This window comes from Streptomyces sp. MK7 (assembly GCF_032658145.1).
GTDB classification, from domain to species: Bacteria; Actinomycetota; Actinomycetes; order Streptomycetales; family Streptomycetaceae; genus Streptomyces; species Streptomyces spiralis.
The window spans coordinates 1-25,258 of the sequence record NZ_JAVACL010000033.1; the positions used below are offsets into that span (position 1 = coordinate 1).

Annotated in this window: 19 protein-coding genes; 11 read left to right on the plus strand and 8 right to left on the minus strand. The window is 73.3% G+C overall.

Annotated features, from left to right (window positions below):
- From R2S09_RS28625 to R2S09_RS28635, 3 genes are all read left to right on the plus strand, one after another.
- On the plus strand, positions 1-1,205 hold a 1,205-nt coding region (locus R2S09_RS28625), incomplete at its 5' end, for a tetratricopeptide repeat protein (protein WP_316744172.1).
- A gap of 92 nt (positions 1,206-1,297) precedes the next feature.
- A complete protein-coding gene (locus tag R2S09_RS28630; RefSeq protein WP_316744173.1) occupies positions 1,298-2,875 on the plus strand; it encodes an NAD(P)/FAD-dependent oxidoreductase in 1,578 nt (525 codons plus the stop codon).
- 99 nt (positions 2,876-2,974) lie between these two features.
- Positions 2,975-3,166, plus strand: a complete 192-nt coding sequence (locus tag R2S09_RS28635; protein WP_306187630.1) for a DUF2795 domain-containing protein — start codon at positions 2,975-2,977, stop codon at positions 3,164-3,166.
- A gap of 110 nt (positions 3,167-3,276) precedes the next feature.
- Here R2S09_RS28635 and R2S09_RS28640 read toward each other — a convergent pair whose 3' ends face one another.
- A complete protein-coding gene (locus tag R2S09_RS28640) occupies positions 3,277-5,073 on the minus strand; it encodes a serine hydrolase (protein WP_316744174.1) in 1,797 nt (598 codons plus the stop codon).
- Positions 5,074-5,280: 207 nt separating this feature from the next.
- Here R2S09_RS28640 and R2S09_RS28645 point away from each other — a divergent pair, with 207 nt between their 5' ends.
- On the plus strand, positions 5,281-6,795 hold the full coding sequence (locus R2S09_RS28645) for an acyl-CoA synthetase (RefSeq protein ID WP_316744175.1): 1,515 nt from the start codon (positions 5,281-5,283) through the stop codon (positions 6,793-6,795).
- Here R2S09_RS28645 and paaK read toward each other — a convergent pair.
- Entirely contained in the window at positions 6,767-8,059 is a 1,293-nt protein-coding gene (gene paaK, locus R2S09_RS28650) for a phenylacetate--CoA ligase PaaK (protein ID WP_316744177.1), read from the minus strand. The two genes, R2S09_RS28645 and paaK, sit on opposite strands and share 29 nt — an antisense overlap.
- Positions 8,060-8,209: 150 nt before the next feature.
- Between paaK and R2S09_RS28655 the strand changes: the two genes are divergently transcribed.
- The 4 genes from R2S09_RS28655 to R2S09_RS28670 all read left to right on the plus strand — a co-directional run bounded on the left by R2S09_RS28655 (position 8,210) and on the right by R2S09_RS28670 (position 11,161).
- Positions 8,210-9,067, plus strand: a complete 858-nt coding sequence (locus tag R2S09_RS28655; RefSeq protein WP_316744178.1) for an alpha/beta hydrolase — start codon at positions 8,210-8,212, stop codon at positions 9,065-9,067.
- 190 nt (positions 9,068-9,257) lie between these two features.
- Complete coding sequence (locus tag R2S09_RS28660) at positions 9,258-9,500, plus strand: DUF397 domain-containing protein (RefSeq protein WP_306187622.1); 243 nt, start codon at positions 9,258-9,260, stop codon at positions 9,498-9,500.
- Between the two features lie 137 nt (positions 9,501-9,637).
- Positions 9,638-10,549: a universal stress protein gene (locus tag R2S09_RS28665; protein ID WP_306187620.1), complete on the plus strand. Its 912-nt coding sequence runs from the start codon at positions 9,638-9,640 to the stop codon at positions 10,547-10,549.
- A gap of 114 nt (positions 10,550-10,663) precedes the next feature.
- On the plus strand, positions 10,664-11,161 hold the full coding sequence (locus R2S09_RS28670; RefSeq protein ID WP_306187618.1) for a hypothetical protein: 498 nt from the start codon (positions 10,664-10,666) through the stop codon (positions 11,159-11,161).
- Positions 11,162-11,249: 88 nt separating this feature from the next.
- On the opposite strand, the gene R2S09_RS28675 is transcribed toward R2S09_RS28670, so the two are convergent.
- Positions 11,250-13,250 (minus strand): N-acetylmuramoyl-L-alanine amidase, encoded by a 2,001-nt coding sequence (locus tag R2S09_RS28675; RefSeq protein WP_399144881.1) that lies wholly within the window; start codon positions 13,248-13,250, stop codon positions 11,250-11,252.
- 352 nt (positions 13,251-13,602) lie between these two features.
- Positions 13,603-14,742, minus strand: coding sequence for an aminoglycoside phosphotransferase family protein (locus R2S09_RS28680; RefSeq protein ID WP_316744179.1), 1,140 nt, complete (start codon positions 14,740-14,742; stop codon positions 13,603-13,605).
- 246 nt (positions 14,743-14,988) lie between these two features.
- Between R2S09_RS28680 and R2S09_RS28685 the strand changes: the two genes are divergently transcribed.
- Positions 14,989-16,482, plus strand: a complete 1,494-nt coding sequence (locus tag R2S09_RS28685; protein WP_316744180.1) for a hypothetical protein — start codon at positions 14,989-14,991, stop codon at positions 16,480-16,482.
- Between the two features lie 62 nt (positions 16,483-16,544).
- Here the strand turns inward: R2S09_RS28685 and R2S09_RS28690 are convergent, their stop codons facing one another.
- On the minus strand, positions 16,545-17,975 hold the full coding sequence (locus R2S09_RS28690) for a SpoIIE family protein phosphatase (protein WP_316744182.1): 1,431 nt from the start codon (positions 17,973-17,975) through the stop codon (positions 16,545-16,547).
- Between the two features lie 436 nt (positions 17,976-18,411).
- Between R2S09_RS28690 and R2S09_RS28695 the strand changes: the two genes are divergently transcribed.
- A complete protein-coding gene (locus tag R2S09_RS28695; RefSeq protein WP_316744183.1) occupies positions 18,412-18,825 on the plus strand; it encodes an SsgA family sporulation/cell division regulator in 414 nt (137 codons plus the stop codon).
- Positions 18,826-18,896: 71 nt separating this feature from the next.
- On the opposite strand, the gene R2S09_RS28700 is transcribed toward R2S09_RS28695, so the two are convergent.
- Both R2S09_RS28700 and R2S09_RS28705 read right to left on the minus strand, forming a co-directional pair.
- Complete coding sequence (locus R2S09_RS28700; protein ID WP_306187609.1) at positions 18,897-19,922, minus strand: Gfo/Idh/MocA family protein; 1,026 nt, start codon at positions 19,920-19,922, stop codon at positions 18,897-18,899.
- A 108-nt stretch (positions 19,923-20,030) separates the two neighbouring features.
- Positions 20,031-21,131 carry a chemotaxis protein gene (locus tag R2S09_RS28705; RefSeq protein ID WP_316744184.1) on the minus strand — a complete coding sequence of 367 codons (1,101 nt, stop codon included), beginning with the start codon at positions 21,129-21,131 and terminating at the stop codon, positions 20,031-20,033.
- Between the two features lie 359 nt (positions 21,132-21,490).
- Here R2S09_RS28705 and asnB point away from each other — a divergent pair, with 359 nt between their 5' ends.
- A complete protein-coding gene (asnB, locus tag R2S09_RS28710) occupies positions 21,491-23,332 on the plus strand; it encodes an asparagine synthase (glutamine-hydrolyzing) (protein ID WP_306187605.1) in 1,842 nt (613 codons plus the stop codon).
- 73 nt (positions 23,333-23,405) lie between these two features.
- Here asnB and R2S09_RS28715 read toward each other — a convergent pair whose 3' ends face one another.
- Complete coding sequence (locus tag R2S09_RS28715; RefSeq protein ID WP_316744185.1) at positions 23,406-25,067, minus strand: alpha/beta hydrolase; 1,662 nt, start codon at positions 25,065-25,067, stop codon at positions 23,406-23,408.
- Between the last annotated feature and the right edge of the window lie 191 nt (positions 25,068-25,258).

Consider the following 25,258-nt stretch of genomic DNA (forward strand, 5'->3'; position numbering starts at 1 on the left):
CGGCCTCCGGGCCGGGTGCCGGGCCCGCCGCCGTGCCCGACCGGCGGCGCACCCCGCCCCCGGCGGCCGTCGAGGCCCTCGACGGCCGCCACCACGAGGCCCTCGGCCTGGGGCGGCTCGGCCGCTGGACGGAGGCGGGCGAGATACACCGGGAGGTCGCCGCCGCGCGCGCCCGGCTCCTCGGTGCCGACCACCCCGACACCCTCGCCAGCCGCTACGAGGTCGCCTTCACCCTCAGCCGCACCGGCCGCGCCGCCGACGCGCTGAGCGAGTACAAGCACGTGGCCGAGGCCCGCATCCGTGCGCTCGGCCCCGACCACCCGGAGACGCTCGCCGCCCGGCAGGAGATGGCGTACGTCCTCGGGCAGCTGGGCCGCCACTTCGACGCCCACCAGGTGTACACGGCCGTGCTCGCCGCACGCGAGCGCACCATGGGCGCCGACCACCCCGACAGCCTGCGCTGCCGGCACAACCTGGCCTTCAACCTCAGCAGACTGGGCCGCCTCGAGGACTCGTACCGCATGGCCTGCCAGGTGGCCGCCGCCCGCGCCCGGGTGCTCGGCCCGCAGCACCCCGACACCCTGGTCACCCGGTACGAGGTGGCCTACGCGCTCGGGCAGCTGGGCCGCTGGGCCGAGGCGCTGGGGACCTACCGGGAGGTCGCCGAGGCCCGCGCCCGGGTGCTGGGCGCCGACCACTCCGACACCCTCGCCGCCCGCTACGAGATCGGCATCAGCCTGGGCCGCCTCGGCCGCAGCGCCGAGGCGCTCCGGCTCTACCGCGCCCTGATCGAGGACCGCAGCCGGGTGCACGGCCCCCACCACCCCGAGACCCTGCGGGCCCGCCATGGACTCGGGGTCAATCTCGGGCGTCTCGGCCGCTGGGAGGAGGCACTCGCCGAGTCCCGCGACGTGTGCGCCCTGCGCGAGCGGGTCCTGGGCACCGGCCACCCGGACACCCTCGTCAGCCGCCGCGAGGTCGCCGTCGGCCTGGGCTGGCTCGGCCGCTGGGCCGACGCGCTCACCGAGTACCGCCGGGTGGCCGCCGCCCGCGAGCAGGTCCTGGGCGCCGACCACCCCGACACCCTGGCCAGCCGCAACGACGAGGCGCACTGCCTGGAACAGCTGGGCCGCGCCGCCGAGGCCGGCGAGCTGTACCGCAGGGTGGCCGTGCTGCGCCAGCAGCGGGCGGCGGGCGGCCACTGAGAGGGCGGTCGCCTAGCGGGGCCCACCGAGCCGGGTGCGCAGCGCGCCGCGCACCCCTGGCCGAAGTGGATCACCGCGTGTTACCAAGAGCCATGAGCGCACATGAGGCACAGGGCACGTACGACGCCGTGATCGTCGGCGGCGGGCACAACGGGCTGGTCGCCGCCGCCTACCTGGCCCGGGCCGGCCGGTCGGTGCTGGTGCTGGAACGGCTGGACCACACGGGCGGAGCGGCCGTCTCCACCCGTCCGTTCGCCGGGGTCGACGCCCGGTTGTCCCGCTACTCCTACCTGGTCAGCCTGCTGCCCAGGAAGATCCTCGACGACCTGGGCCTGGACGTGCGGCTGCGCCCCCGCACCGTCTCCTCGTACACACCGGCCGAGCGGAACGGGCGGCCCACCGGGCTGTTCGTCGGCGGCGGCGAGGAGCGCACCCGGGCGGCCTTCGCCCGGCTCACCGGCTCCGACCGGGAGTACGAGTCCTGGCAGTCGTTCTACGGCATGACCGGCCGCGTCGCCCGGCGGGTCTTCCCCACGCTCACCGAGCCGCTGCCCACCCGCGAGGAGCTGCGCCGCCGCGTCGACGACGAGGACGCCTGGCGGATGCTGTTCGAGGAGCCGATCGGCGCCGCCGTGGAGGACCGCTTCGCCGACGACCTGGTGCGCGGCGTGGTCCTCACCGACGCCCTCATCGGCACCTTCGCCGACGCCCACGATCCGTCCCTCGCGCAGAACCGCTGCTTCCTGTACCACGTGATCGGCGGTGGCACCGGCGCCTGGGACGTCCCGGTCGGCGGCATGGGTGCGCTGACCGACGCCCTCGCCGACGCCGCCCGCGCGGCGGGCGCCCGCATCGCCACCGGTCACGAGGTGATCCGGGTGGCCTCCGACGGCCGCAGCGCCGAGGTCACCTACCGGACCCCGGACGGCGCGGGCACGGTCGGTGCCCGGCACGTCCTGGTGAACGCCTCCCCGCAGGCCCTGGCCGAGCTGACCGGGGACGAGCCGCCGCCGCCCGCCGAAGGAGCCCAGCTGAAGGTGAACATGCTGCTCAAGCGGCTGCCGAGGCTGCGCGACACCTCCGTGGATCCGCGCGAGGCCTTCGCCGGCACCTTCCACATCGCCGAGGGCTACGGCCAGCTGGCCACCGCGCACGCCCAGGCGGCCGCCGGCGAGCTGCCCGCGGCCCCGCCCTCCGAGATCTACTGCCACTCCCTGACCGACCCCACCATCCTGGGCCCCGGCCTTGTGGAACGGGGTTATCAGACGCTCACCCTGTTCGGCCTGCACACGCCCGCGCGGCTCTTCGCCCGGGACAACGACGCCGTGCGCGACGAACTGCTGAGGGCGACCCTCGGCCGGCTCGACGCCCACCTCGCCGAACCGCTCGCCGACTGCCTGGCCACGGACGCCGACGGCCGGCCCTGCATCGAGGCGAAGACCCCGCTGGACCTGGAGCGCGATCTGCGCCTGCCCGGCGGGAACATCTTCCACCGGGCGCTGAGCTGGCCGTACGCCCAGGAGGGGACCGGCCGCTGGGGCGTGGAGACGCGCCACGCCAACGTGCTGCTGTGCGGCGCGGGCGCGGTGCGCGGCGGCGGGGTCAGCGGGGTGCCGGGGCACAACGCGGCCATGGCGGTACTGGAGGGGCGGCCGGGACAGGGCGGCTGAATGCCTCCGCCGCCGTGGGGCACTCCGACAGTGCGAAGTTTTCGTCAGCAGGACCGGGCCGCCCCGCGGCGGCCGTACCACCCCCCACGGGAGGCTCCCATGGCCGACCTCAGCCCCATCGACCTGCAGAAGGCCCTCAGCGGCATGGACTACCCGACGGACAAGCAGCACCTGGTCGAGCGAGCCAAGAAGAACCAGGCGAACGAGAAGATCGTCAGTCGGCTCGGCGGTCTCAAGCAGGACCACTTCGACGGACCGAACGAGGTGCAGAAGGCCGTCTTCAACGAGTGAGGCCGTCCTCGGCAGTCCGTCCCAGGTGAGTGGGGCCGTCTCCCAGGGGTGACGGCCCCACTCCCGTCCGCGAAGCCGTTCGCCGGACAGACCCTGGTCCTTCGAGGCCGTCAGTCTTCCGAGGCCGTCCAGCCCGTGGCCGTCACCCGTGCCGCGTCCGCCGGGCGGGCCTCGTCGAACAGGACGCGGTCGCCCACGTCGACCCGCTGGGCGCCGACGTAGGCGCCGCGTCCCACGTACAGCCGGTCCGTCGCGTACCGCCAGCGCAGCGTCAGCTGCCGGGCCGCCGGGAGGCCGGCGGTGAGCCGGTGCCAGACGCGGCCGGAGAAGCCGGTGGCGGTGCCCGCCGGGTGCTGCTGTGGCGGCTCGCCCCGGCGCGTCGTCGTGAAGGGGACCGGCTGCCAGGTGGCGCCGCCGTCGGCCGTGGACTCCAGGAAGAGCAGGTCCCACCGCGGCTCGGTGTCCCACCACAGGGAGCAGCGCAGCCGCGCACCGCCGGCTGAGGTGTCCAGCGCGGGCAGGACCAGGGTCGCCGTGGTCGCGCTCGCCATGCCGGAGAACCAGGCCCTGCGCCCCCGGTCCGGGCGGACGGCCACGGCCCGCGCCAGGTTGTTGCCGGCCGCGACCCGGGGAGCCGAGCCGGACCGCCAGGTGCGCACCGGGTGCACGGAGTTGCCGAGGACGACCAGGAAGGAGTCGGTCGTCGGGTCCAGCACCAGACAGGTGCCGGTGAAGCCGGTGTGTCCGGCGGTGTGCGGGGTGGCCATCGCCCCCATGTACCAGTGCTGGTACAGCTCGAAGCCCAGGCCGTGGTTCTCACCGGGGAAGGCGGTGTTGAAGTCGGTGAGCATCAGCTCCACCGACTCCGGCTCCAGGATGCGCGCGCGCCCGTAGGCGCCGCCGTTGAGCAGTGTCCGGCCGAGCACCGCCAGGTCCCAGGCGCTGGAGAACACCCCCGCGTGCCCGGCCACGCCGCCGAGACTGAACGCGTTCTCGTCGTGCACCTCGCCCCACACCAGGCCCCGGTCGAGACCGGACCACGGCAGGCGGGCGTCCTCGGTGGCCGCGATGTCCGGCTTCCAGGACGCTGGCGGGTTGTACCGGGTGCGGTGCAGGCCGAGCGGGCCGGTGATCTCCTCGGCCAGCAGCACGTCCAGGGCGCGGCCCGTGATCTTCTCCAGGACCAGTTGGAGGGAGATCATGTTCAGGTCGGAGTACAGGTACGCCGTGCCGGGCGGGTTGAGCGGCGCCTCGTTCCAGATCAGCTCCAGCTTCTGCTCGTACGTCGGCGCGCCGTACAGCGGGATCCAGGCGCGGAAACCCGAGGTGTGCGTGAGGAGCTGGCGGAGCGTCACCTCCTGTTTGCCCGCACGACCGAAGTCCGGGAGGTAGGAGGCGACCTTGCCCTCCAGCTCCAGCGTGCCCCGCTCGATCTGCTGCACGGCCAGGACCGAGGTGAACAGCTTGGAGACGGAGGCCAGGTCGTAGACGGTGTCCCGGGTCGCCGGACGCTGCTGCTCGGGCGGGAACTCCACGCCGGTGTCGGTCTTCTCGTCGTACGACGCGTAGCGCACCGCCATGCCGATCGGCTCGTGCAGCGCCACGGTGCCGCCACGGCCCGCGAGCAGCACGGCGCCCGCGTACCAGGGGTGTTCGGGGGAGGGGCCGAGGAACGCCTCGGCGTCGGTGACGAGTTGGCGCAGCGGCGCGGGGAGCAGCCCGGCCCGCTCGGGCGAGCCGTACCGCAACGTGGGCCGGCCGGCCGGGGAGGCGGGCGGCCCGGCCGCCGCGGCCGGGCCCGCGGGCAGGGCGGCCAGGCCCAGCGCACCTCCCAGGAGCAGGGAGACCCGGCCCAGTTGACGGCGGGTCAGCCCGCGTCCGTCTCTGTCCGCCGCGCCGTCGGTCATGGTGAGGCCTCCCGTCGTACTGGCTGAAAGTATCTTTCGGGACTTGCCGTGCGGGGTGAAACTTTCCTGTCAGAAGTGGCCCTTGTCAACGGGGCATGCGGAGACCGGCGGGGACGCAACGGAGGAGGACGAGCTTCGGCCGCGGTCGCGCACCCACGTGCTCCCGGCGCTTGACCTCGCTCCGTGACGGGCCGAGGATCATCTGTCATGACGCCTGGACACGGGAGCACGGTCGACGGGGTCCTGCGGCGCAGTGCCCGGCGCACCCCGGCGCGGGTCGCGCTCGAGTACGGCGAGCGCTCCTGGACGTACGCCGAACTCGACGACGCCGTCTCCCGGGCGGCGAGCGTCCTGCTCGACCAGGGGCTCGCCCCCGGCGACCGGGTCGGCGCCTACGGCCACAACTCCGACGCCTATCTGATCGCCTTCCTCGCCTGTGCCCGCGCGGGCCTGGTGCACGTGCCGGTCAACCAGAACCTCACCGGGGACGAACTCGCCTACATCCTCGGCCAGTCCGGCAGCGCGCTCGTCCTCGCCGACCCGGACCTCGCCGGGCGGCTCCCGGCGTCCGTACGGTCGTTGCCGCTGCGCGACGCCGAGGACTCGCTGTTGGCCGCGCTGCCGTCGACGCCGCCCTACGACGGCCCCGAGCCGCGCGGCGAGGACCTGGTGCAGTTGCTCTACACCTCGGGCACCACCGCCCTGCCCAAGGGCGCGATGATGACGCACCGGGCGCTGGTCCACGAGTACCTGAGCGCGATCACCGCCCTCGACCTGAGCGCGGGCGACCGGCCGGTGCACGCGCTGCCGCTCTACCACTCGGCGCAGATGCACGTGTTCCTGCTGCCGTACCTCGCCGTCGGTGCGACGAGCATCGTCCTCGACGCGCCCGACGGCGACCGGATCCTCGACCTGGTGGAGGCCGGGCGCGCGGACAGCCTGTTCGCCCCGCCCACCGTCTGGATCGGCCTGACGGGCCGCCCCGACTTCGACGGCCGGAACCTCGACGGACTGCGCAAGGCGTACTACGGGGCCTCGATCATGCCGGTGCCGGTCCTGGAGCGTCTGCGGGAGCGCCTTCCCGGGCTGGCCTTCTACAACTGCTTCGGCCAGAGCGAGATCGGGCCCCTGGCCATGGTGCTGGGCCCCGACGAGCACCAGGGCCGGATGGAGTCCTGCGGGCGGCCGGTGCTGTTCGTGGACGCCCGGGTGGTCGATGAGGACGGCAAGGACGTGCCCGACGGCACGCCCGGCGAAGTCGTCTACCGCTCCCCGCAGCTGTGCGAGGGCTACTGGGGCAAGCCGGAGGAGACCGCCGAGGCGTTCCGTGACGGCTGGTTCCACTCCGGCGACCTCGCGGTGCGCGACGCGCACGGCTACTACACGGTCGTGGACCGGGTGAAGGACGTCATCAACTCCGGTGGTGTGCTGGTGGCCTCCCGCCAGGTCGAGGACGCCCTGTACACGCACCCGCGGGTCGCCGAGGTGGCCGTGGTCGGCCTCCCCGACGACCGGTGGATCGAGGCCGTCACGGCGTTCGTCGTGCCGCGCGGCGAGGTCACCGAGGCCGAGCTGATCGCGCACGCCCGCGAGCGGCTCGCCCACTTCAAGGCACCCAAGACGGTGGTCTTCGTGCCCGACCTGCCGCGCAACGCCAGCGGCAAGATCCTCAAGCGGCAACTGCGCACACGGATCACGGGCGCAGGTCCACGATCCTCCTGATCTTGCCCACCGAACGCTCCAGGGACTCCGGCTCCACGATCTCCACCGCGACCGACACCCCGATGCCGTCCTTGACCGCCGCCGTGATGGAGCGGGCGGCGGCCTCCCGGGCGGCCGGTCCGGTGCCGGGGCGGGCCTCGGCGCGGATCGTGAGCGCGTCGAGCCGGCCCTCACGGGTCAGGCGGAGCTGGAAGTGCGGGGCGACACCCGGGGTGCGCAGGACGATCTCCTCGATCTGGGTGGGGAAGAGGTTCACCCCGCGCAGGATCACCATGTCGTCGCTGCGGCCGGTGATCTTCTCCATGCGCCGGAAGACCCGCGCCGTGCCCGGCAGCAGCCGCGTCAGGTCCCGGGTCCGGTAGCGCACGACCGGCATCGCCTGCTTGGTGAGCGAGGTGAACACCAGTTCCCCCTCCTGGCCCTCCGGCAGCACCTCGCCGGTGATCGGGTCGACGACCTCCGGGTAGAAGTGGTCCTCCCAGATGTGCAGGCCGTCCTTGGTCTCCACGCACTCCTGCGCGACGCCCGGCCCGATCACCTCCGACAGCCCGTAGATGTCGACCGCGTCGATCCCGAACCGCTCCTCGATCTCCCCGCGCATCTCCTCGGTCCACGGCTCGGCCCCGAAGACCCCGACCCGCAGCGAGGTGGAGCGCGGATCGACGCCCTGGCGTTCGAACTCGTCGAGCAGCGTCAGCATGTAGGACGGGGTCACCATGATGATCCGAGGCTCGAGATCCTGGATCAGCTGCACCTGCCGGGCGGTCATGCCGCCCGAGGCCGGGACGACCGTGCAGCCGAGCCGCTCGGCGCCGTAGTGGGCGCCGAGGCCGCCGGTGAACAGTCCGTAGCCGTACGCCACGTGCACGGTGTCGCCGGGCCGGGCGCCCGCCGCGCGCAGCGACCGGGCCACCATGTCCGCCCACATCGACAGATCGTCGTCGGTGTAGCCGACCACCGTAGGACGCCCGGTGGTGCCGCTGGAGGCGTGGATACGGCGGATGCGCTCCCGGGGCACGGCGAACATTCCGTACGGGTAGTTCTCGCGCAGGTCCGCCTTGGCAGTGAAGGGGAAGAGGGCCAAGTCGGCGAGCGAACGGCAGTCCTCCGGACGCACACCTGCCTTGTCGAAGGACTCCCGGTAGAACGGCACGTTCTCGTACGCGTGCCGCAGCGAGGCCCGCAGCCGCTCCAGCTGCAGCGCCCGCAGCTCCGCCACGTCCAGCCGTTCCCCCGCGTCCAGCAGCTCCGTCGCCTGCGCCATCCGGAACTCTCCTCACCTACCACGACAATACGGTCGACCGATCATTCGGTCGAGATGCTGGGATCAGTAATCCAGGCCGTCCGGCCCCAGGCAAGACCCGAAGGGAAATTCCCTTGGCGGCCGGCGTTCCCGGCGGCCAGGATCGACGCCGTGCCGATCTTCACCGCGCCCGACGGAACCCGGCTCGCCCACCACCTGCGAGGGGACGGCGAGCCCCTCGTCGTCCTGCCCGGAGGGCCGATGCGCGCCTCGGCGTACCTGGGGGACCTCGGCGGGCTCGCCGCCCACCGGCGCCTGGTCCTGCTCGATCTGCGGGACACCGGCGACTCAGCGGTGCCCGCCGACCCGGCGACCTACCGCTGCGACCGGCAGGTGGACGACGTGGAGGCGCTGCGCGCGCACCTGGGCCTGGAGCGGATCGACGTGCTCGGGCACTCGGCCGGCGGCAGCCTGGCCGCGCCGTACGCGGCCCGCCACCCCGGGCGGGTGGCACGGCTCGCGCTCATCACCACCGCCCTGCGCCCGCTCGGCCTGCGCGCGACGGCCGAGGACCGCCTGGCCGCCGCCCGGCTGCGGCGCGAGGAGCCGTGGTTCGACACGGCGTACCCGGCGCTGGAGGCCTGGCTGGCGGGGGAGGGCGAATACGACCCGGCGTGCACACCGTTCTTCTACGGCCGCTGGAACGAGACCGTCCGCGCCCATGCCGACGCCGACGACGAACAGACGAACGACGAGGCCGCGGACCGGTACTTCACCGAGTCCGCGTACGACCCGGACGCCACCCGCACCGCACTGAGCGAGCTCACCGCCCCGGTCCTCGTCCTCGCCGGCGGACTCGACGGGGGACCCCGCCCCGACCTGGCCCGCCGGGCCGCCGCGGCGTTCGGGCCCGCCGAGTTCGCCGTGCAGCCCGGCGCCGGACACTATCCGTGGGTGGACGACCCTCAGTGGTTCGTGCGCCGCGTCGCGGCCCTCTTCGCGGACGCCGCGCCGCCCTCGGCGAGGTGACCGCCCGGCCGGCGCAGATCCGGTTACGGTGCCCGGCAGGAGGCAGCGCACCACGGGCCGTCCGTCCTCTCCGCGCGCCTCGCGGCAGCGCAGCAACCGGCTCCTCAAAGGTTCCCCTCACGTGGCCTGTCGGCACCCGGGTGCGATCGCTAGGCTGGCCCGCGGACGACGAATCGGGAGGAGCACGGACGTGGCCGAGAGTACTGTCCAGCAGCACCCGCTCGCGGGATGGGACAAGCCGGAGCTGGACCTCAGCAGCGCCGAGTGGCAGTCCAGCAGTCGCGGCCTGGGAGATGTCCAGATCGCCTTTGTCGAGGGATTCATCGCTATGCGCAACAGCGGCCGCGCGGGCAGTCCGTCCCTGATCTTCACCCCGGCGGAATGGGGCGCGTTCGTGTCCGGGGCCCGGGAGGGAGAGTTCGACCTCACCTGACGGGCGCGCATCCGGGGTGTGCCCGGCGCTTTCGGGGACACGCGATCTGTGAGGGCCTGCCGGGCCGGCACCGTCGCCGGGCCGGACCCGGCACGAGCCCGGCAGCGGGCAGGGTCGCCACCCGGAGGTGAGGAACCATGAGCAGCCCGCCGGTCGTCGCGGCCGTCGACGGCTCGGACGACAGCCTGCGCGCCCTGGACTGGGCGCTGGACGCCGCCCGACGGCGAGGGGCGCCCTTGCGGGCGGTGCATGTGCGGCAGTACGCCGCCTGGGTCCCCGACGTCCTGGTCGCCGGTCCGCCGAACGGCGAGGACGACCCGGTGCTCGACCACGCCCGCATCCACCTGGCCGGGCGCACCGACGACGGCACGCCGGTCGAGTACGTGGCCCTGGACGGACTGCCGGGCGCGCTGCTGCCGGAACTGGGCGCCGACGCACAGCTGTTGGTGCTCGGCTCACGGGGCCGCGGCGGCTTCGCCAGTCTGCTGCTCGGCTCCAACGGCCTGGCCGCCGCCCGTGACGCCGAGTGCCCGGTCGTCGTGGTGCCCCGGCCCGGCCGAGGGGTCCACGACGAGGCGGGCGAGGCACCGCCCGCGCCGGGACCCCGGGTGGTCGTCGGCCTGAACGTCGACAGCCCCGACGAGGCGGTGGCGGAGTTCGCCTTCAGCGAGGCCGCGCGGCGCGGGGCCCGGGTCCGGGTGGTGGTCGCCTACGCCTGGCCGGCCCGGACCTGGCTCGCTCCCAACGAGTACATCTCGCCGCTGATCGACCAGGGCGAGGTGGAGAACGAGGTCCGGACCCTGGCCGAGGGCTTCCTCGACCCGCACCGCGCCCGGCACACCGACGTCCCCGCCGACCTGCACGTGGCGCCCGGCGACGCGGCCGGCCACCTGGTCGCCGCCTCCCGGGACGCCGAACTCGTCGTGGTGGGCCGCCACCGCCGCCGGTTGCTCGCCCCGGCCCGCATGATCGGCTCCGTCACCCACGCCGTCCTGCTGCACGCGGCAAGCCCGATCGCGGTGGTCCCCCCGTCACCCCCCGAGGAGTGAACACGCCACACGCACGGCACACGGTGCCTGCGCCGAACGGGTTCGGGTGATTTCGGGAGGGGGCGGCGGCTGCCCGGAGGACGCGGAGGGGGCAGGGGCACGTACCATGGCGGCATGTCGTTCCTCCGTCGCCGTAGCGCCACCCCCGCCGGGCCCGACTTCGACGTGCTGGCCATGGACCCGGGCGACTGGCCCGGCAACCTCGGCGCCGGGCTGCTGCCCGCGCCCGACGGCACCTGCCAGGGTGTGTTCCTGCGCTACGACCTGTTCGGCGGCCGCGGCACCGCGATGATCATCGGCAATCTCCCCGAGGGCTCCCCGGCCCGGGACGTCGCCGAGGGCGAGGTGCCCTTCGAGGTGGCCCAGTTGCTGCTCGCCCTGGAGAACGACGAGGAGATCGCCGTCGTCGGCACCGAGGACATGCCGGTGCTGCAGGGCGACAACCTCCTGATCGTGCGCCGGCTGAAGCTCTCCGAGAGCCGGATCTCCTGCGTGCAGTTCGACCGCAGCGACGGCGTCCTGGTCACCATCGCCGCCTGGGACCGCCCGATCACCGACGATCTGTACGCCCTCCTCAAGCCGCTGCCCGCCGAACTGTTCCAGCAGGGCTGACCGACCGGCTCAGACGGCGGACGAAGGGCCGGCGCCTCGTCGAGCGAGAGGCCGGCCCCTTTCCCCCGGGTCCCCCGACCCGCGGTCCCTACCGGAGCGAGGACTGCAGCCGCACGTCCGCGGCCCGTACGAACGCCACCCGATGGCCGAACTGGATCTCGTAGTAGAGGTCCTTGCCGGTCACCACCCGGTGCGAGTCCGTGGTGAAGGTGACCGCGTACAGGTACTGGCCCGGCACCAGGTCACCCACCACGTACTTCTGGCCCGCGAGCAGCTTGTACGGCAGCGGCGACACCGACTGGGCCGGGACGCCCGCCGGATAGGCCTCCTTCTCCGGATACGCCCGCCCGTACACCGGCACACTGTCCAGCCCGGCCTTCGGCGTCACCACCAGCCCGGCCGCGTTCACCGCGGTGGGCTGCTGCGCCGGGTTCTGGAACCAGGCCTTCTGTCCCAGGTACCAGATCGCCGTCCAGTCGCCCTGCCGGTCGGCGACCGCGTACTGCTGACCGGTCTCCACCCGCGAGGCCACGTCGTTCACGTCGATCGTCGAGTCACCGCCGCCCGGCCTCAGCCCGATGTCCTTGATCAGGGGTGAGGAGGTGTCCGGCTGCGAGTACAGCCGTACCTCGCTGGAGCCGTGTGCCGCGCACAGCTCGCCGGCCGTCGCGCAGCCCGTGTACTCCGGCTGGTTGGCGGCGTAGTCGGGGCGGATGGTCACCAGCCCGCCGTTCTTGCCCGCGGTGGGCTCGAACGGGTGGCCGAGCAGCTGGAAGTAGTGCCGCCAGTCCCAGTACGGCCCCGGGTCGGTGTGCATGCCGGGGATGGTCCCGGTGGTGGGGCCCGGCACCGTGTCGTGGCCGAGGATGTGCTGCCGGTCCAGCGGGATGCCGTACTTCCCGGCGAGGTACTTCACCAGCCGCGCCGAGGAACGGTACATCGCCTCCGTGTACCAGGCGTCCGGGTCGGCGAGGAACCCCTCGTGCTCCAGGCCGATCGAGGCCGCGTTGACGTACCAGTTCCCCGCGTGCCAGGCCACGTCCTTGGCCTTCACATGCTGGGCGATGTGCCCGTCGGTGGAGCGCAGCGTGTAGTTCCACGACACATAGGTGGGGTCCTTGATCAGGTTCAGGACCCCGTCCCAGGTGCCCTCGGTGTCGTGGATGACGATGTAGCGGATGCGCTGCGACGCCGGCCGGTCGGCCACGTCGTGGTTGCCGTAGTCGTCGGTACCGAACTGCTCGTACGGCGCCGGGATCCACTCGCAGGACACCGAGGCCGGGCACTCGGTGCCGTCCGCCGAGACGTTCCGCAGCCCGGTCAGCGCCAGCTGCGCCAGGTCCGGCGCGAGCTGCGGCCGGGCGGCCAGGACGACCTGCTGCCCGGCGTCGGTGGTGCGCCGCTCGCCGGAGCGGATCACGTCGTAGACGTCGTTGGCGTACGCCGCCGCCGTCGCGCTGTCGTCCGCCCCGGAGAACTCGGCCACCGCCCCGTACCAGTCGGCCGGGTTCTCGCTCAGCGGCTCGCCGAGCTTCTTCTGGGCGGCGGCCAGCAGCGCCGCACCGCCCTCGATGTTCGCCGCCGCGTCACTGCGCAGCCGCTCGGCGGGGATACCGGTCAGCCCGGCAGCCTTGGTCAGGGTCTTCAGCCGGGCGGGCAGTGCGGAGTCCGTCGGCACCTTCGTGTCCGGGTGCAGGGCCGGGCGGGCGCTGTCGCCGCGTGCGTCCTCGGTGCCCTCGCTGTGGTGCGGGGCGCGGGCGAGAGCGGTGCGCGCGTCGGTGAGGTGCATCGGGCCGTAGCCGCCGGTCACACTCGGCGCTCCGCCGTGCCCGTCCCAGCGGGACTGCAGATAGGACACGCCCAGCAGGACGCTGAGCGGCACGTGGTACTCGGCGGAGGCGGAGGTGAACGCGCGCTGCAGCCGGCCGGTGTCGTCCGCGGCGGCGCCCGCGGAGGGGGCGGCGCCCAGCAGCGGCAGCAGCAGCGCGGCGGCGGCGACCGCGCCGGCCGCCGTGCGTGCGCCTCCCCCCGCTCTCGGCGCGCCTCCGCGGACCGGCGCGGGTCTGGGGTGGGTGGCGGGTCCTCGCAATGCAGCCTCCTGGGGCGCTCGAGCGTGGCGGGGCGTGCGGGGCTGGTACCACTGAGACCCAGGGGCTGCGAAAGCTCCCGCGGGTTCAGGCGTGATCAGTGGTACCGGCTGTCCGACGATCCGTCAATCATGCGCACACCGACGTGATTTCCCACGTCAATCGCGGTTCCGGCGAGTTTCGCGACGGAGGGACCGGGGCCTGCGGGGCGTCAGTGGCGTACACCAATGGCCTCTCCACGGGCCCTTCGAAAGCGGGACACGCACGGGAGGCGAAGCGGCTCGCGAATCGGCACACGACAAAGGCCCGCGGTGCGCCGCCCTGCGGCGGACGCGCCACGGACCGTCGTCGCCGTCAGCGAGTGCCGACCGCCGCCCGCACGGCCCGGCGGGCCAGCTGGCAGTCGTCGTGCAGCCGCCGCAGCAGCAGCCGCTGTTCCTCGCCGGACGGCACGGCACCCGGATGGGCCGAGCCCGGTGCGACCGGGGCCGCGTCGTGCATCGAGCGCTGCACGGCCGTCTCGTACGTACGGATCTCCCGGGTCAGCACGAGCATCAGGTTCACCAGGAAGGCGTCCCGCGCCGCCGGGCCCGCCGCCTGGGCGAGCTGGCTGATCTGCCGCCGCGCCACGGGGGCGTCCCCGAGGACCGACCACAGCGTCGCCAGGTCGTAGCCCGGCAGGTACCAGCCCGCGTGCTCCCAGTCCACCAGCACTGGACCGGCCGGCGAGAGCAGGATGTTCGCGAGCAGCGCGTCGCCGTGGCAGAACTGGCCCATGCCCTGCCGGCCCGCGGCGTGCGCGATGCCGTGCAGCAGCTTCTGCAGGTCGCCCATGTCGCGGTCGGTGAGCAACCCCAGGTCGTGGTAGCGGGAGATACGGGCGGCGTAGTCCAGCGGGGCGTCGAACGTGCCCGCCGGCGGACGCCAGGAGTTCAGTCGGCAGATCGCTCCGAGGGCCGCCCTGATGTCCGCCCGCGGCGGGGTCTCCACCGGGTGCCGCTGGAGCGCGGCCACCCGGCCCGGCATGCGCTCGATCACCAGTGTGCAGTTGTCCGGGTCCGCCGCGATCAGCCGGGGCACACGGACCGGCGGCCGGTGCCGGACGAACGAGCGGTATGCGGCTATCTCGTGCCGGTACCGCTCGGCCCACGCGGGCGAGTGGTCCAGTAAACACTTGGCGACGGCCGTGCTGCGCCCGGTCGTGCCGACCAGGAGCACGGACCGGCCGCTGCGGCGCAGCACCTGCACCGGAGCGAACTCCGGACAGATCCGGTGCACCGAGGCCAGCGCCGTGCGCAGCTGGGCGCCCTGGGGGCCGGACAAGTCGATTCTCCCGCTGAGCGGTTGTGTGCCGGTCCCCGCGGCGCGCCGCGGCCGGCCCGCACCGAGCGCGGGGACCGGCGGACGCGCGGGGTCGAGGTAGGGGCCGCCGGCGCCCGGACGGGGGCGCAGCGACCGGGGCGGGGCGGACACGGAGGACGATGCTGCGTACATGGCCGAGACAGATCCCTTCGTGTGCCTGCTGCTTGACGCGCCCTGCCCGGCCCGGTCGCCCTGACGCACCCTGGGGAATGCGCCTGTCATATCGACGGGCCACCGGGTCGGGGTGGCGCGTTCCTACCTGACACCCGTCGTCCCGTGGCACACCATCTGGCGCACCCTGGCGAACCCTGGCGAATAGTCGCCCGGCAAGTCTCGGCGGGTCTACTGTCAACTCAGCCGAGTACCTGGGGGCTTGACGTGACAGGACAACCCAACACCCGTCTCGCGGACCTGTTCGGCCTGGCCGGCTGGTCCAAAGGGGAACTCGCGAGGCTGGTCAACCGGCAGGCGGGGGCCATGGGCCACCCCCAGTTGGCGACCGACACCTCCCGGGTGCGGCGGTGGATCGACACGGGAGAGATCCCGCGCGATCCCGTACCGCGGGTGCTGGCGGCCCTGTTCACCGAGCGTCTCGGCCGTGTCGTGACCATCGAGGACCTCGGTCTGGTACGGCACGGGCGCACGGGGAAACGGCAGGGCGACGGGAGTGTGGACCTTCCCGACGGAGTGCCGTGGGCGCCCGAGCAGACCGCCGCGGTCCTCACCGAATTCACGGGAATGGACCTCATGCTCAACCGACGCGGCTTGGTGGGCGCGGGTGCCGCGCTCACCGCGGGATCCGCACTCAGCGGCGCCATGCACGACTGGCTGCACACCGACCCCACACTCAAGGCCGACGCCCCCCGACTCGACCAGCCCCTGCACGCCGACCCCGCCGGGTACGACCGTTACGACGCGGCTCCCGTCGGGTCGCAGGAGGTCGAGGAACTGGAACGCTCGGTGGAGGTGTTCCGGGCCTGGGACGCGGCCCGCGGTGGCGGGCTTCAGCGCAAGGCGGTGGTCGGCCAGCTCAACGAGGTGGGCGGCATGCTCGCCTACCGCCACCCACCCCACCTCCAGCGGCGCCTGTGGGGCGTCGCCGCCAACCTCGCCGTCCTGGCGGGCTGGATGTCGCACGACGTCGGCCTGGAGCCGACCGCGCAGAAGTACTTCGTCATCGCCGCGCACGCCGCACGCGAGGGCGGCGACCGCCCCCGCGCCGGCGAGGCGCTGTCCCGCGCGGCACGCCAGATGGTGCATCTGGGCCGGCCCGACGAGGCGCTGGACCTGATGAAACTCGCCCAGTCCGGCTCGGGCGAGCGCCTGCAGCCGCGCACCAAGGCGATGTTCCACACCATCGAGGCCTGGGCGCAGGCGTCGATGGGCAAGGGCCAGGCGATGCGCCGCACCCTCGGGCAGGCGGAGGACCTGTTCGTCTCCGAGAAGGGCGACGCGAAGCCGCTCGACTGGATGCAGACCTTCAAGGACGAGGACCTGTACGGCATGCACGCGCTGGCGTACCGCACGCTGGCCGAGTTCGACCCGGGCGCTGCCGTGCACGCCCAGCACTACGCGGAGAAGGCCCTGGCCCTGCGCGTCGACGGGCGCGAGCGGTCGAAGATCTTCGACCATCTCTCCATGGCCTCCGCCTGCTTCATCGCGGACGATCCCGAACAGGCGGCGCGGTACGCCCGGCTGGCCCTGATGGCGATGGGGTCGAACTCCTCCCGCCGTACCTGGGACCGGCTGCGCCAGATGTACCGGCTCACCGCCCAGTACGCCGGCTATCCGAAGATCCACGAGCTGCGGGAGGAGATCCGGCTGGCCATGCCCAAGGGGAAGGGGAAGAGCCCCGGCAGCGCGCTGGCGTAGTGGGGCGGCCGGGGTCCCTGCGGCCGGCTACGTCGCCCCTTCCGTCTACGTTGTTCCTTCGGCTACGTCGTCACTCTGGCGACGAGCACACAGGCGTCGTCCGCGCGCCCGCTCGCGGTGAACTCCTCCACGAGCGTTCGCACGCAGTCCCGCGCGCTGTGCGCCGCGCCGAACCGCGGGGCGAGGGCGAGCAGGCGGTCCACGGCGGCCGTTAGGTCGTGCCCGGGCACCAGTGTGCCGGTGTGCAGCACCAGCAGGTCGCCCACGTCGAGGGTCTCCTCGGCCTGCCCGTAGTCGGCGCCGGGGGTGGCGCCGAGCGGGACGCCCTCCGGCGCGTCCAGGGTCCGTGCCGTCCCGTCGCGGAACAGCAGCGGGGCGGGGTGGCCCGCCCGTGCCCACACCAGGGTGCGGGTGGCGGGCCGGTAGCGGCAGCACACGGCGCTGCCCAGGGCCGGCTCGGTGGTGGCGTGCAGTAACCGGTTCAGTCCCGTCAACAGCCGGCCGGGCGCGGTGCCCGCCATCGCCAGGCCGCGCAGGGCGCCCAGCAGCATCGCCATGCCGGAGGCCGCGCCGGGCCCGTGGCCGGCGAGGCCGCCCACGCCGAGCAGCAGTTCGCCGTCGGACAGCTCCTGCGCGTCGTACCAGTCGCCTCCCACGGGCGCGCCGGCGGAGGCGGGCAGGTGGGAGGCGGCCAGGTCGAGGGCAGGGCGGCCCCGGCGAGGCAGCCGCAGGGTGCCCTGCCACGACGGCAGCACGGCCTCCTTGAGTTCGGCCGCGAGCCGGCGCTCGGTCTGCGCCAGGCGCCGGTGGTGCTGGAGGACGTCACGGGTCTCGCGCACCGCCGACTGGCTGCGGCGCAGCTCGCTGACGTCGCGCAGCACGGCCCACATCGAGGCCGTGCCGCCGTCGGTGTCCACCACGGGCTCGCCCATCATGTGGACGGTACGGACCGTGCCGTCCGGTCGCACGATGCGGAACTCCCCGTCGATGAGCCGGGCGTCGACCAGGCAGTCGGTGATCATCGCGGTGAGCCGGGGCCGGTCCTCGTCGAGCGCCAGGGAGGGCAGTTCGTCGAGGGTGAGCGCGGGGCCGGCGGGGTCGTGGCCGAGGATCTGGTAGAACTCGGCGGACCAGCCGGCCTCGTCCGTCAGCAGGTTCCACTCCGCGCTGCCGACCCGGCTGAGCAGGGAGCCTCGGCGCGCGCCGCCCGGTTCGGCGGGCGCCTCGGTCGCCGAACCGGGTACGGCCGGGACCGGGGGCGGGCCGTCCCGCAGCTGGGCCAGGTGCTCGCCCAGATCACGGAGTTGGTGCAGGGCCAGGTCGCACAGCGCGCGCTCCCACCGGTCCCGCGGGTCCGCGGTGTCGTCCCGCGTCTCCTGCCGTACGGCGTCCACCTCGCCCCGAAGCCTGCGTGCCTGCGATATCAGGGCGTCGACGGTGCCGCGTCCCGGCGGCTGGGCGGCCGAGCGGTCCGCGGAGAGAGGGGACGGCATGACGCACTCCGGAAGGGGGGGACGACGAGCGGTGCGGCCAGGGTGCTGTGGGGGACCGCTACGACTGTCGCACAGCGGGCCAGGGCCCGTAAGGGATTCGGCAACACACGATACGGTGGTGCACCTGGCATATGCCACAGTCTCCCCCGGACGACTCGACCGCTGCCGCGGCGTACGCGATCGAGCGGGCAAATCGTAGGTGAGCTACGTGACTTGGCGGACCGTCATGAGCCCGAGTCGTCATTCAAGAAGACGTTCGACGAGTGTCTGTTCCATTCCTCCGGGCCTGGGGTGCCGCCCCCGACGTGACAGTGACGCAGGTCACATCAATTAGGGTCGGTCGGGCGTAATGCAAATCGACCCTGCGGACTCCTAACAACACACGCCAGACCGACACGGCGCCGGCCGACCTCCGACCCGCAGGGGAGACCGATCCATGGACATCACCCTCGAGCAGCCCGTCCGCACCCGCCTGATCACGGCGGACGAGCAGGAACTCGCCGTGCCCGCCACCCTCCGCTATGCCTCCGGAGACCCGCTGGCCGTGCACATGGACTTCCCGCCCGAGGCCTCCCTCGACGGCAAGGAGGTCTCCTGGACCTTCTCCCGCTCCCTGCTGGAGGAGGGCCTCGGACAGCCCGCCGGGGCGGGGGACGTGCACCTGTGGCCCTGCGGTGAGACCCGCACGGCGCTCGAACTGCACTCGCGGTCCGGCATGGCGCTCCTCCAGCTCGACACCCCCGCCCTGCGCCGCTTCCTGCTGCGCACCTACGCCGTCGTCGCGGCCGGCCAGGAGGACGTGTCCGCGGCCGTCGACCGAGGCCTGAACGCCCTGTTCGGCACGGTCTGAGTGCAACGGCCGCCACGCGCGGCCGCTCCCGGGCCGACGCGGACCGGCAACACCCGTCACGCGCGTGCGGTTCAGCGGTCGGCCGGCGCGTACAGGTCCGGGCGCGGGGCGAGCGTGATCTCTACGCGCCCGCCCTTGTCGAGCGAGCGGACCCCGGCCTCGGCGACGGCGGAGGCGGCGTAGCCGTCCCAGGTGCCGGGGCCGGTGACGCGTCCGCGCCGGGTGGCGTCCACCCAGGCCTGGACCTCACGGTCGTAGGCGTCGGCGAAACGTACGAGGTAGTCCTGGGGCACCTCCTGGCGGGCGCCGCCCCCCGAGGTGACGGCCATCCCGTGTTCCTCGCCGATGCGGGCGCTGCCCGTCTCGCCGACGGCCTCGCAGCGCACCTGGTAGCCGAAGCCGCAGTTGACGAACACCTCCACGTCCACCAGCGCCCCCCGATCCGTCTCGAAGAGCACGAACTGCGGGTCCAGCAGGCCCTGCGGCGCCCCCGAGGACGGCGCCGGACGCAGCGCGGTCACCGCGGTCAGCTCCTGGCCGAGCAGCCAGCGGGCCGCGTCGATCTCGTGCGACACCGAGCTGTTGATCAGCATGGCGCTGGTGAAGTGCGGCGGCGAGGAGACGTTGCGGTGGGTGCAGTGCAGCATCAGCGGCCGTCCCAGAGCCCCGCCGTCCAGCAGCGACTTCAGCCGCCGGTACTCGGCGTCGTAGCGCCGCATGAAGCCGATCTGTGCCAGCCGCCGCCCGAGCCGCGCCTCCGCCTCCACCACCCGCAGCGCCCCGTCCGAGTCGGGGACCATCGGCTTCTCGCACAGCACCGGCAGCCCCCGCGCGAAGGCCGCGAGCAGCGCCTCCTCGTGCGCGGGCCCGGGCGAGGCGATCAGGACGGCCTCGACGCCAGGGGCGTCGAGCGCGGCCACCGCGTCCTCGTGCACCGAGACACCCGCGATCCCGCCCACCGCCTCCTTCGCCCGTGCCGTGTCCGGGTCGGCCACCGCGGCCACCCTGGCTCCGCTCACCACCTGGTCGAGTCGTCGTATGTGATCGGCCCCCATGTGCCCGGCACCCAGCACCGCCACGCCCAGCAGCTCACCCACGTACGCGCTCCCTCCTCGCCGACGAGTCCCGCCGTAGCGTAGACGCCGGTCAGGAGGGAGCGTGAGGGGGCTGGGAGCGCTCTCGGTCCGATCGGTGCGCTCTCGCTCTCAGTACCGCAGGACCCCGGCCATGCCCTGCTCCTCGCCCAGGGTGCCGTCCGGGACGAAGCGGACCTCGGCCCCGGTCTCCAGACACAGCTCGACGATCTCGTCCACGATGTCCTCGCGGGCGTCGAGGTCGCCGATCTCGGCCGGGATCAGATGGTCACCGAAGGCGTCGCGCACCGTCACCCGGTAGTTCTCCTCGACGGCCAGCAGCCGCACCCGGCCCTCCCGGGCGGTACGCCACAGCTCGTCGACGCCGGCCGCGAACTCCTTGCGCCCGCGGGCCGCCGTGAGCTCGCGGACCACGGCCTCGGTCTTCTCGAGCGCCTGGGCCTCCTGCACCGGCCGTATCGCGCGCCACACGGCCTCGGCGGTGCCGTGGGCCAGCCCGCCGCGCGGCACCTGGACGGCGCCCTTGGCGACCGAGCCGAACTCGTCGAGGACGGACAGCGCGGCCGGCACGCCCGTGAGGTACAGCGGGCGCGGGTGCTCGCGCAGGACCGCGCTCATCGCGGTGTCGGCCTCCCGCAGGAAGTGGCGGGTGCGCTCGTCGCGGAACATGCTCGGCGCGTCACCGATCTGCTCCTGGCGCTCGGCGTCGAAGTTCTCGCCGAGGTCCCGGGCCAGCGGGAAACCGCCGGTGCGTTCTTCGGTGATCCGCCCGCCCCCGCCGTTCCACAGGGTGATGCGGTCCGCGGAGACCGACAGGACCCAGAAGGGGCGCTCGGCGGCGTGCGCGGAGACCAGGTTGCGGGTGAGGAACGTGTCCGAGAGGACCACGCGCTCCGGAACGGCACGGCCGAGCGACCAGACCTGGTGCTCGCCGGGCGCCGCGAGGATCAGCAGCCCGTCCTCGGCATGCGCCAGGTCCACCTCGGCGAGGGCCTGGTCCAGTTGCCGCACGACGTCGGTGCGCCGCTCCCGGGTGACCGCCGGGTCGGTCTCCAGCTGCTTCTTGGCCTCGGCCACGGCATTGCGCAGCCGGACCGGATCCTGGAAGTTGTCGGGTTCACGGCGGTGCGTCGGCGTCAGCACGGACACCGCGGGATAGCTGCGGGGGCGCCGCAGCTCGGCAAGGGTCGCGGGACTCAGATCGTGCTCCATGACAGCACCATAGGGCGATTTCCCATACCGGGCATTTGGAGTAATCGGTGTCCTGGTGCGCGGTGGCCGCCCCCGCGGTGCCGGCCGCCACCACGTTCCGCCGGGCCCGTCGCCGGAGCCGGGATGGGATGCGGCGCGGGATGCGTTTGCCCATGTTGGGACAGTCTTTGCCCGTGGCCGAATTTCGGCGGGTCGCTCCTGGTGGGCGGCTGATCCGTAGGTGTCGCGTAAGCAAAGTGCGGCCGAAAGTGCGAGGACGGCACGGTCGTTCGGGTTACGGCCGCGTTGACCGGCCCGGGCGGGTGACACAGGCTCGTCATATAGGTGCTTGATGCAACTGGTGCGCCAGGAGGTACGACATGTGCGGCATCACCGGCTGGGTCTCCTACGACCGCGACCTGCGCGCCGAGGCCGCGACCCTGGACGCGATGACGGAGACGATGGCCTGCCGCGGCCCGGACGCGCGCGGCACGTGGACCGACGGGCCCGCCGCCCTCGGCCACCGCCGGCTCGCGATCATCGACCTGCCCGGCGGCCGCCAGCCCATGACCGCCGACACCCCGGACGGCACGGTCGCACTCGTCTACTCGGGCGAGGCGTACAACTTCACCGAACTGCGCGCCGACCTCGTCGCGCGCGGCCACCGCTTCACCACCGACTCCGACACCGAGGTCGTCCTGCGCGGCTATCTCCAATGGGGCGACGCCGTGGCGGAGCGGCTCAACGGCATGTACGCCTTCGCCGTGTGGGACGGCCGCCACGACAAGCTCGTCATGATCCGCGACCGCATGGGCATCAAGCCGTTCTACTACCACCCCACCCCCGACGGCGTCCTCTTCGGCTCCGAGCCCAAGGCGATCCTCGCCAACCCGCTCATCCGCCGCCGTGTCACCCTCGACGGGCTGCGCGAGCTGTTCACCTTCGTCAAGACCCCGGGACACGCCGTGTGGGACGGCATGCGCGAGGTCGAACCCGGCACCGTCGTCACCGTCGACCGCACCGGCCCGCACACCCGCGTCTACTGGCGGCTGGACACCCGGCCCCACCTGGACGACCGGGACACCACCATCGCCACCGTCCGCACCCTCCTGGACGACATCGTGCGCCGCCAGCTCGTCGCCGACGTGCCCCGCTGCACCCTGCTCTCCGGCGGCCTGGACTCCTCCGCCATGACCGCGCTGGCCGCCCGTCAACTCGCCGAGCACGGCGAGAGGGTACGCAGCTTCGCCGTCGACTTCGTCGGCCAGACCGACAACTTCGTCGCCGACGAACTCCGTGCCACCCCCGACACGCCGTTCGTGCACGACCTGGCCCGCGCCGCGGACACCGACCACCAGGACATCGTGCTCGACGCCCACACGCTCGCCGACCCCGACGTGCGGGCGAAGGTGCTCAGGGCCCGCGACCTGCCCATGGGCTTCGGCGACATGGACGCCTCGCTGTACCTGCTGTTCCGCAGCATCCGCGACCACTCCACCGTCGCCCTGTCCGGCGAGTCCGCCGACGAGGTCTTCGGCGGCTACCAGCAGTTCTTCGACGAGGAGGCCCGCCGCGCCGACACCTTCCCCTGGCTGGTGCGCTTCGCCCGCGACTTCGGCGACGACGGCGACGTCATGCGGTCCGACGTCGCCCGGACGCTGGACCTGCCGTCGTACGTCGCCGAGAGCTACCGCACCGCCGTCTCCGGCATCCACCGCCTCGACGGCGAGAGCGACTTCGAGTACCGGATGCGGCAGATCTGCCATCTGCACCTGACCCGCTTCGTGCGCGTCCTGCTCGACCGCAAAGACCGGATGAGCATGGCCGTCGGCCTGGAGGTCCGGGTGCCCTTCTGCGACCACCGGCTCGTGGAGTACGTCTACAACACGCCCTGGTCCCTGAAGTCCTTCGACGGACGGGAGAAGAGCCTGCTCAGGGAGGCCACCGCGGACCTGCTGCCCAGGTCCGTGTACGACAGGGTCAAGAGCCCCTACCCCTCCACCCAGGACCCCAAGTACGCGCTCGCCCTCCAGGACCACACCAAGGACCTGCTCGCCCGGCCCGGCCACCCGGTGTTCGACCTCGTCGACCGCGAGCGGGTGCGCGAGGCCGCGCACCGCGACACGCCCGTCATCACCCAGGCGGCCCGGCGCGGCCTGGAGAAGACCCTGGACCTGGCCCTGTGGCTGGACCTCTACCAGCCGGAGATCGTCACCGGCTGAGCCGGACCGGAGCTGTCACCCGCTGATTCCGCACGGGCTGATCCCGCAGCCGCTGACGTCACCCGCCGGCTTCTCACCCGCTGATGCCGGGCTGCGTGTCCGGCGGGCAGGAGCTGCCGCTCGGCGGCAGGGAGCCGTAGAGCAGGAAGTCGTTCACCTTGCGGTGCACGCACCGGGAGGACGCGTACCCCGTGTGACCCTCACCCCGGTTGTCGAGCACCACGGCCGACCGGCCCAGCCGCCGCGCGGTCTCCACGGTCCAGCGGTACGGGGTCGCCGGGTCACCGCGGGTGCCCACCAGCAGCATCCTGGCGCTGTCGAGGTCCTTGACCTTCTCGCGGATGAAGTCGCTGCCCTTGGGGCGGCCGTAGCACATCAGCAGCTCGGTGAGCCGGTACCGGCCGAAGACCGGTGAGGCCGCCGCGTAGTCGGCGCTGAGCCGGCCGAGGTCCTTGGTGAGCTGCGCGGCGCTGGGCCGGTCCGGGTCGTCCGCGCAGTTGATCGCCATCATCGCGGCCGGCGCGTTGTCCGGCGGCACGTCCGCCGCGCCCACCAGTCCGCCGCCGCTGCCCGGCGGCTTCGCCGCACCGGCCCGCTCCGGCGCGTCCCGCCGGGCCTGCCGGCCGCCCGGGGGCGGGGCCAGACCGCCGGTCGCGAAGGCCTCGACACCGCGGGTGTCACCGTCCTGGACCAGAGAGGCTATCGCACGCTCCAGGGAGGGCCACATGGCCTTGCTGTACAGCGCCTGCCCGATCGCGCCCACCAGGTCCTGGCCCGAGAGCCTGCCGCCGAAACCGTTCGGCACCGGGCTCTCGTCCAGCGAGCTGATGAGCTGCAGCACCTGGTCGCCGGCCGCGCGCCGGTCCTGCCCGAACGGGCAGGCGATGTCCTGCACGCACCAGTCGAGGAAGTCCTCCAGTGCCGTCTGCTGACCCTCGGCGGCCACCCGGCCCTGCTCCGAGAGGGGCTCGGTCAGCGTGTCCACCCCGTCGAGGGCCATCCGCCCCACCTTGTGCGGGAACTCGGCCGCGTACACCGCGCCGAGCCGGGTGCCGTAGGAGAAGCCCAGGTAGTTGAGCTTGCGGTCGCCGAGGGCCTGACGGATCACGTCGAGGTCCCGGGCCGTGTCGACGGTCCCTATGTGCGGCAGTACCGGGCCGGAGTGCCGGGCGCACTCGGCCGCGACCTTCTTCCACTCCTCCAGCGCCTTGCGTGCCGCCGTCGCGTTGCCGAGGTCCGGGTTCGCGCCGACCGAGTCGCCGCCCGAGCCCGAGGAGTCCGCGTCGGTGCCGATCCCGCAGCTGACCGGGGAGGACCTGCCGACGCCCCGGGGGTCGAAGGTGACCACGTCGTAGCCGTTGGTCAGGTCCATGAACTCCTTGCCGCCGTCCGAGGCGAGTACCGGGACGCCCGCGCCGCCGGGACCGCCGAAGTTGAGCACCACCGAACCCCGCGACGGGCCGGTGGCCCGGTAGCGGGACAGCGCCAGGTCGAGGGTGCCCCCGCCCGGACGGGCGTAGTCGAGGGGGACGGTGACCTTGCCGCACTGCATGTCCTTGGGGGCGCCCGCCTCGCACGCCGCCCACTTCACCTTCTGATGGTAGAACCGGCTCAGACCGGGCGGCGCGTCGCCCGCGACCGCCGCCGGCAGCCCCGCGCCGAGCAGGGCCAGCGTCACGGCCCCGACGCCCGCACAGCGCCGGGCCGCGGACCGCGTCGACAGCTTGGCCAGCATCGATGCCTCCAGGGGCGCTCCGCCGCGGACCGGGACAACGCCCTCGAACACCATAAGCGGCCCCCCTGGGCCTCGCCTCCCGGCGCCGCGGCGGGCGTGATCCGGCACGGTCCCCCGGCTGCCGTGGCCGCCTGTGCGAGGCTCCGGGTGCCGTTCGATAAGCGGGCCGCTCGAAGGGGTGAAAGGCCGAT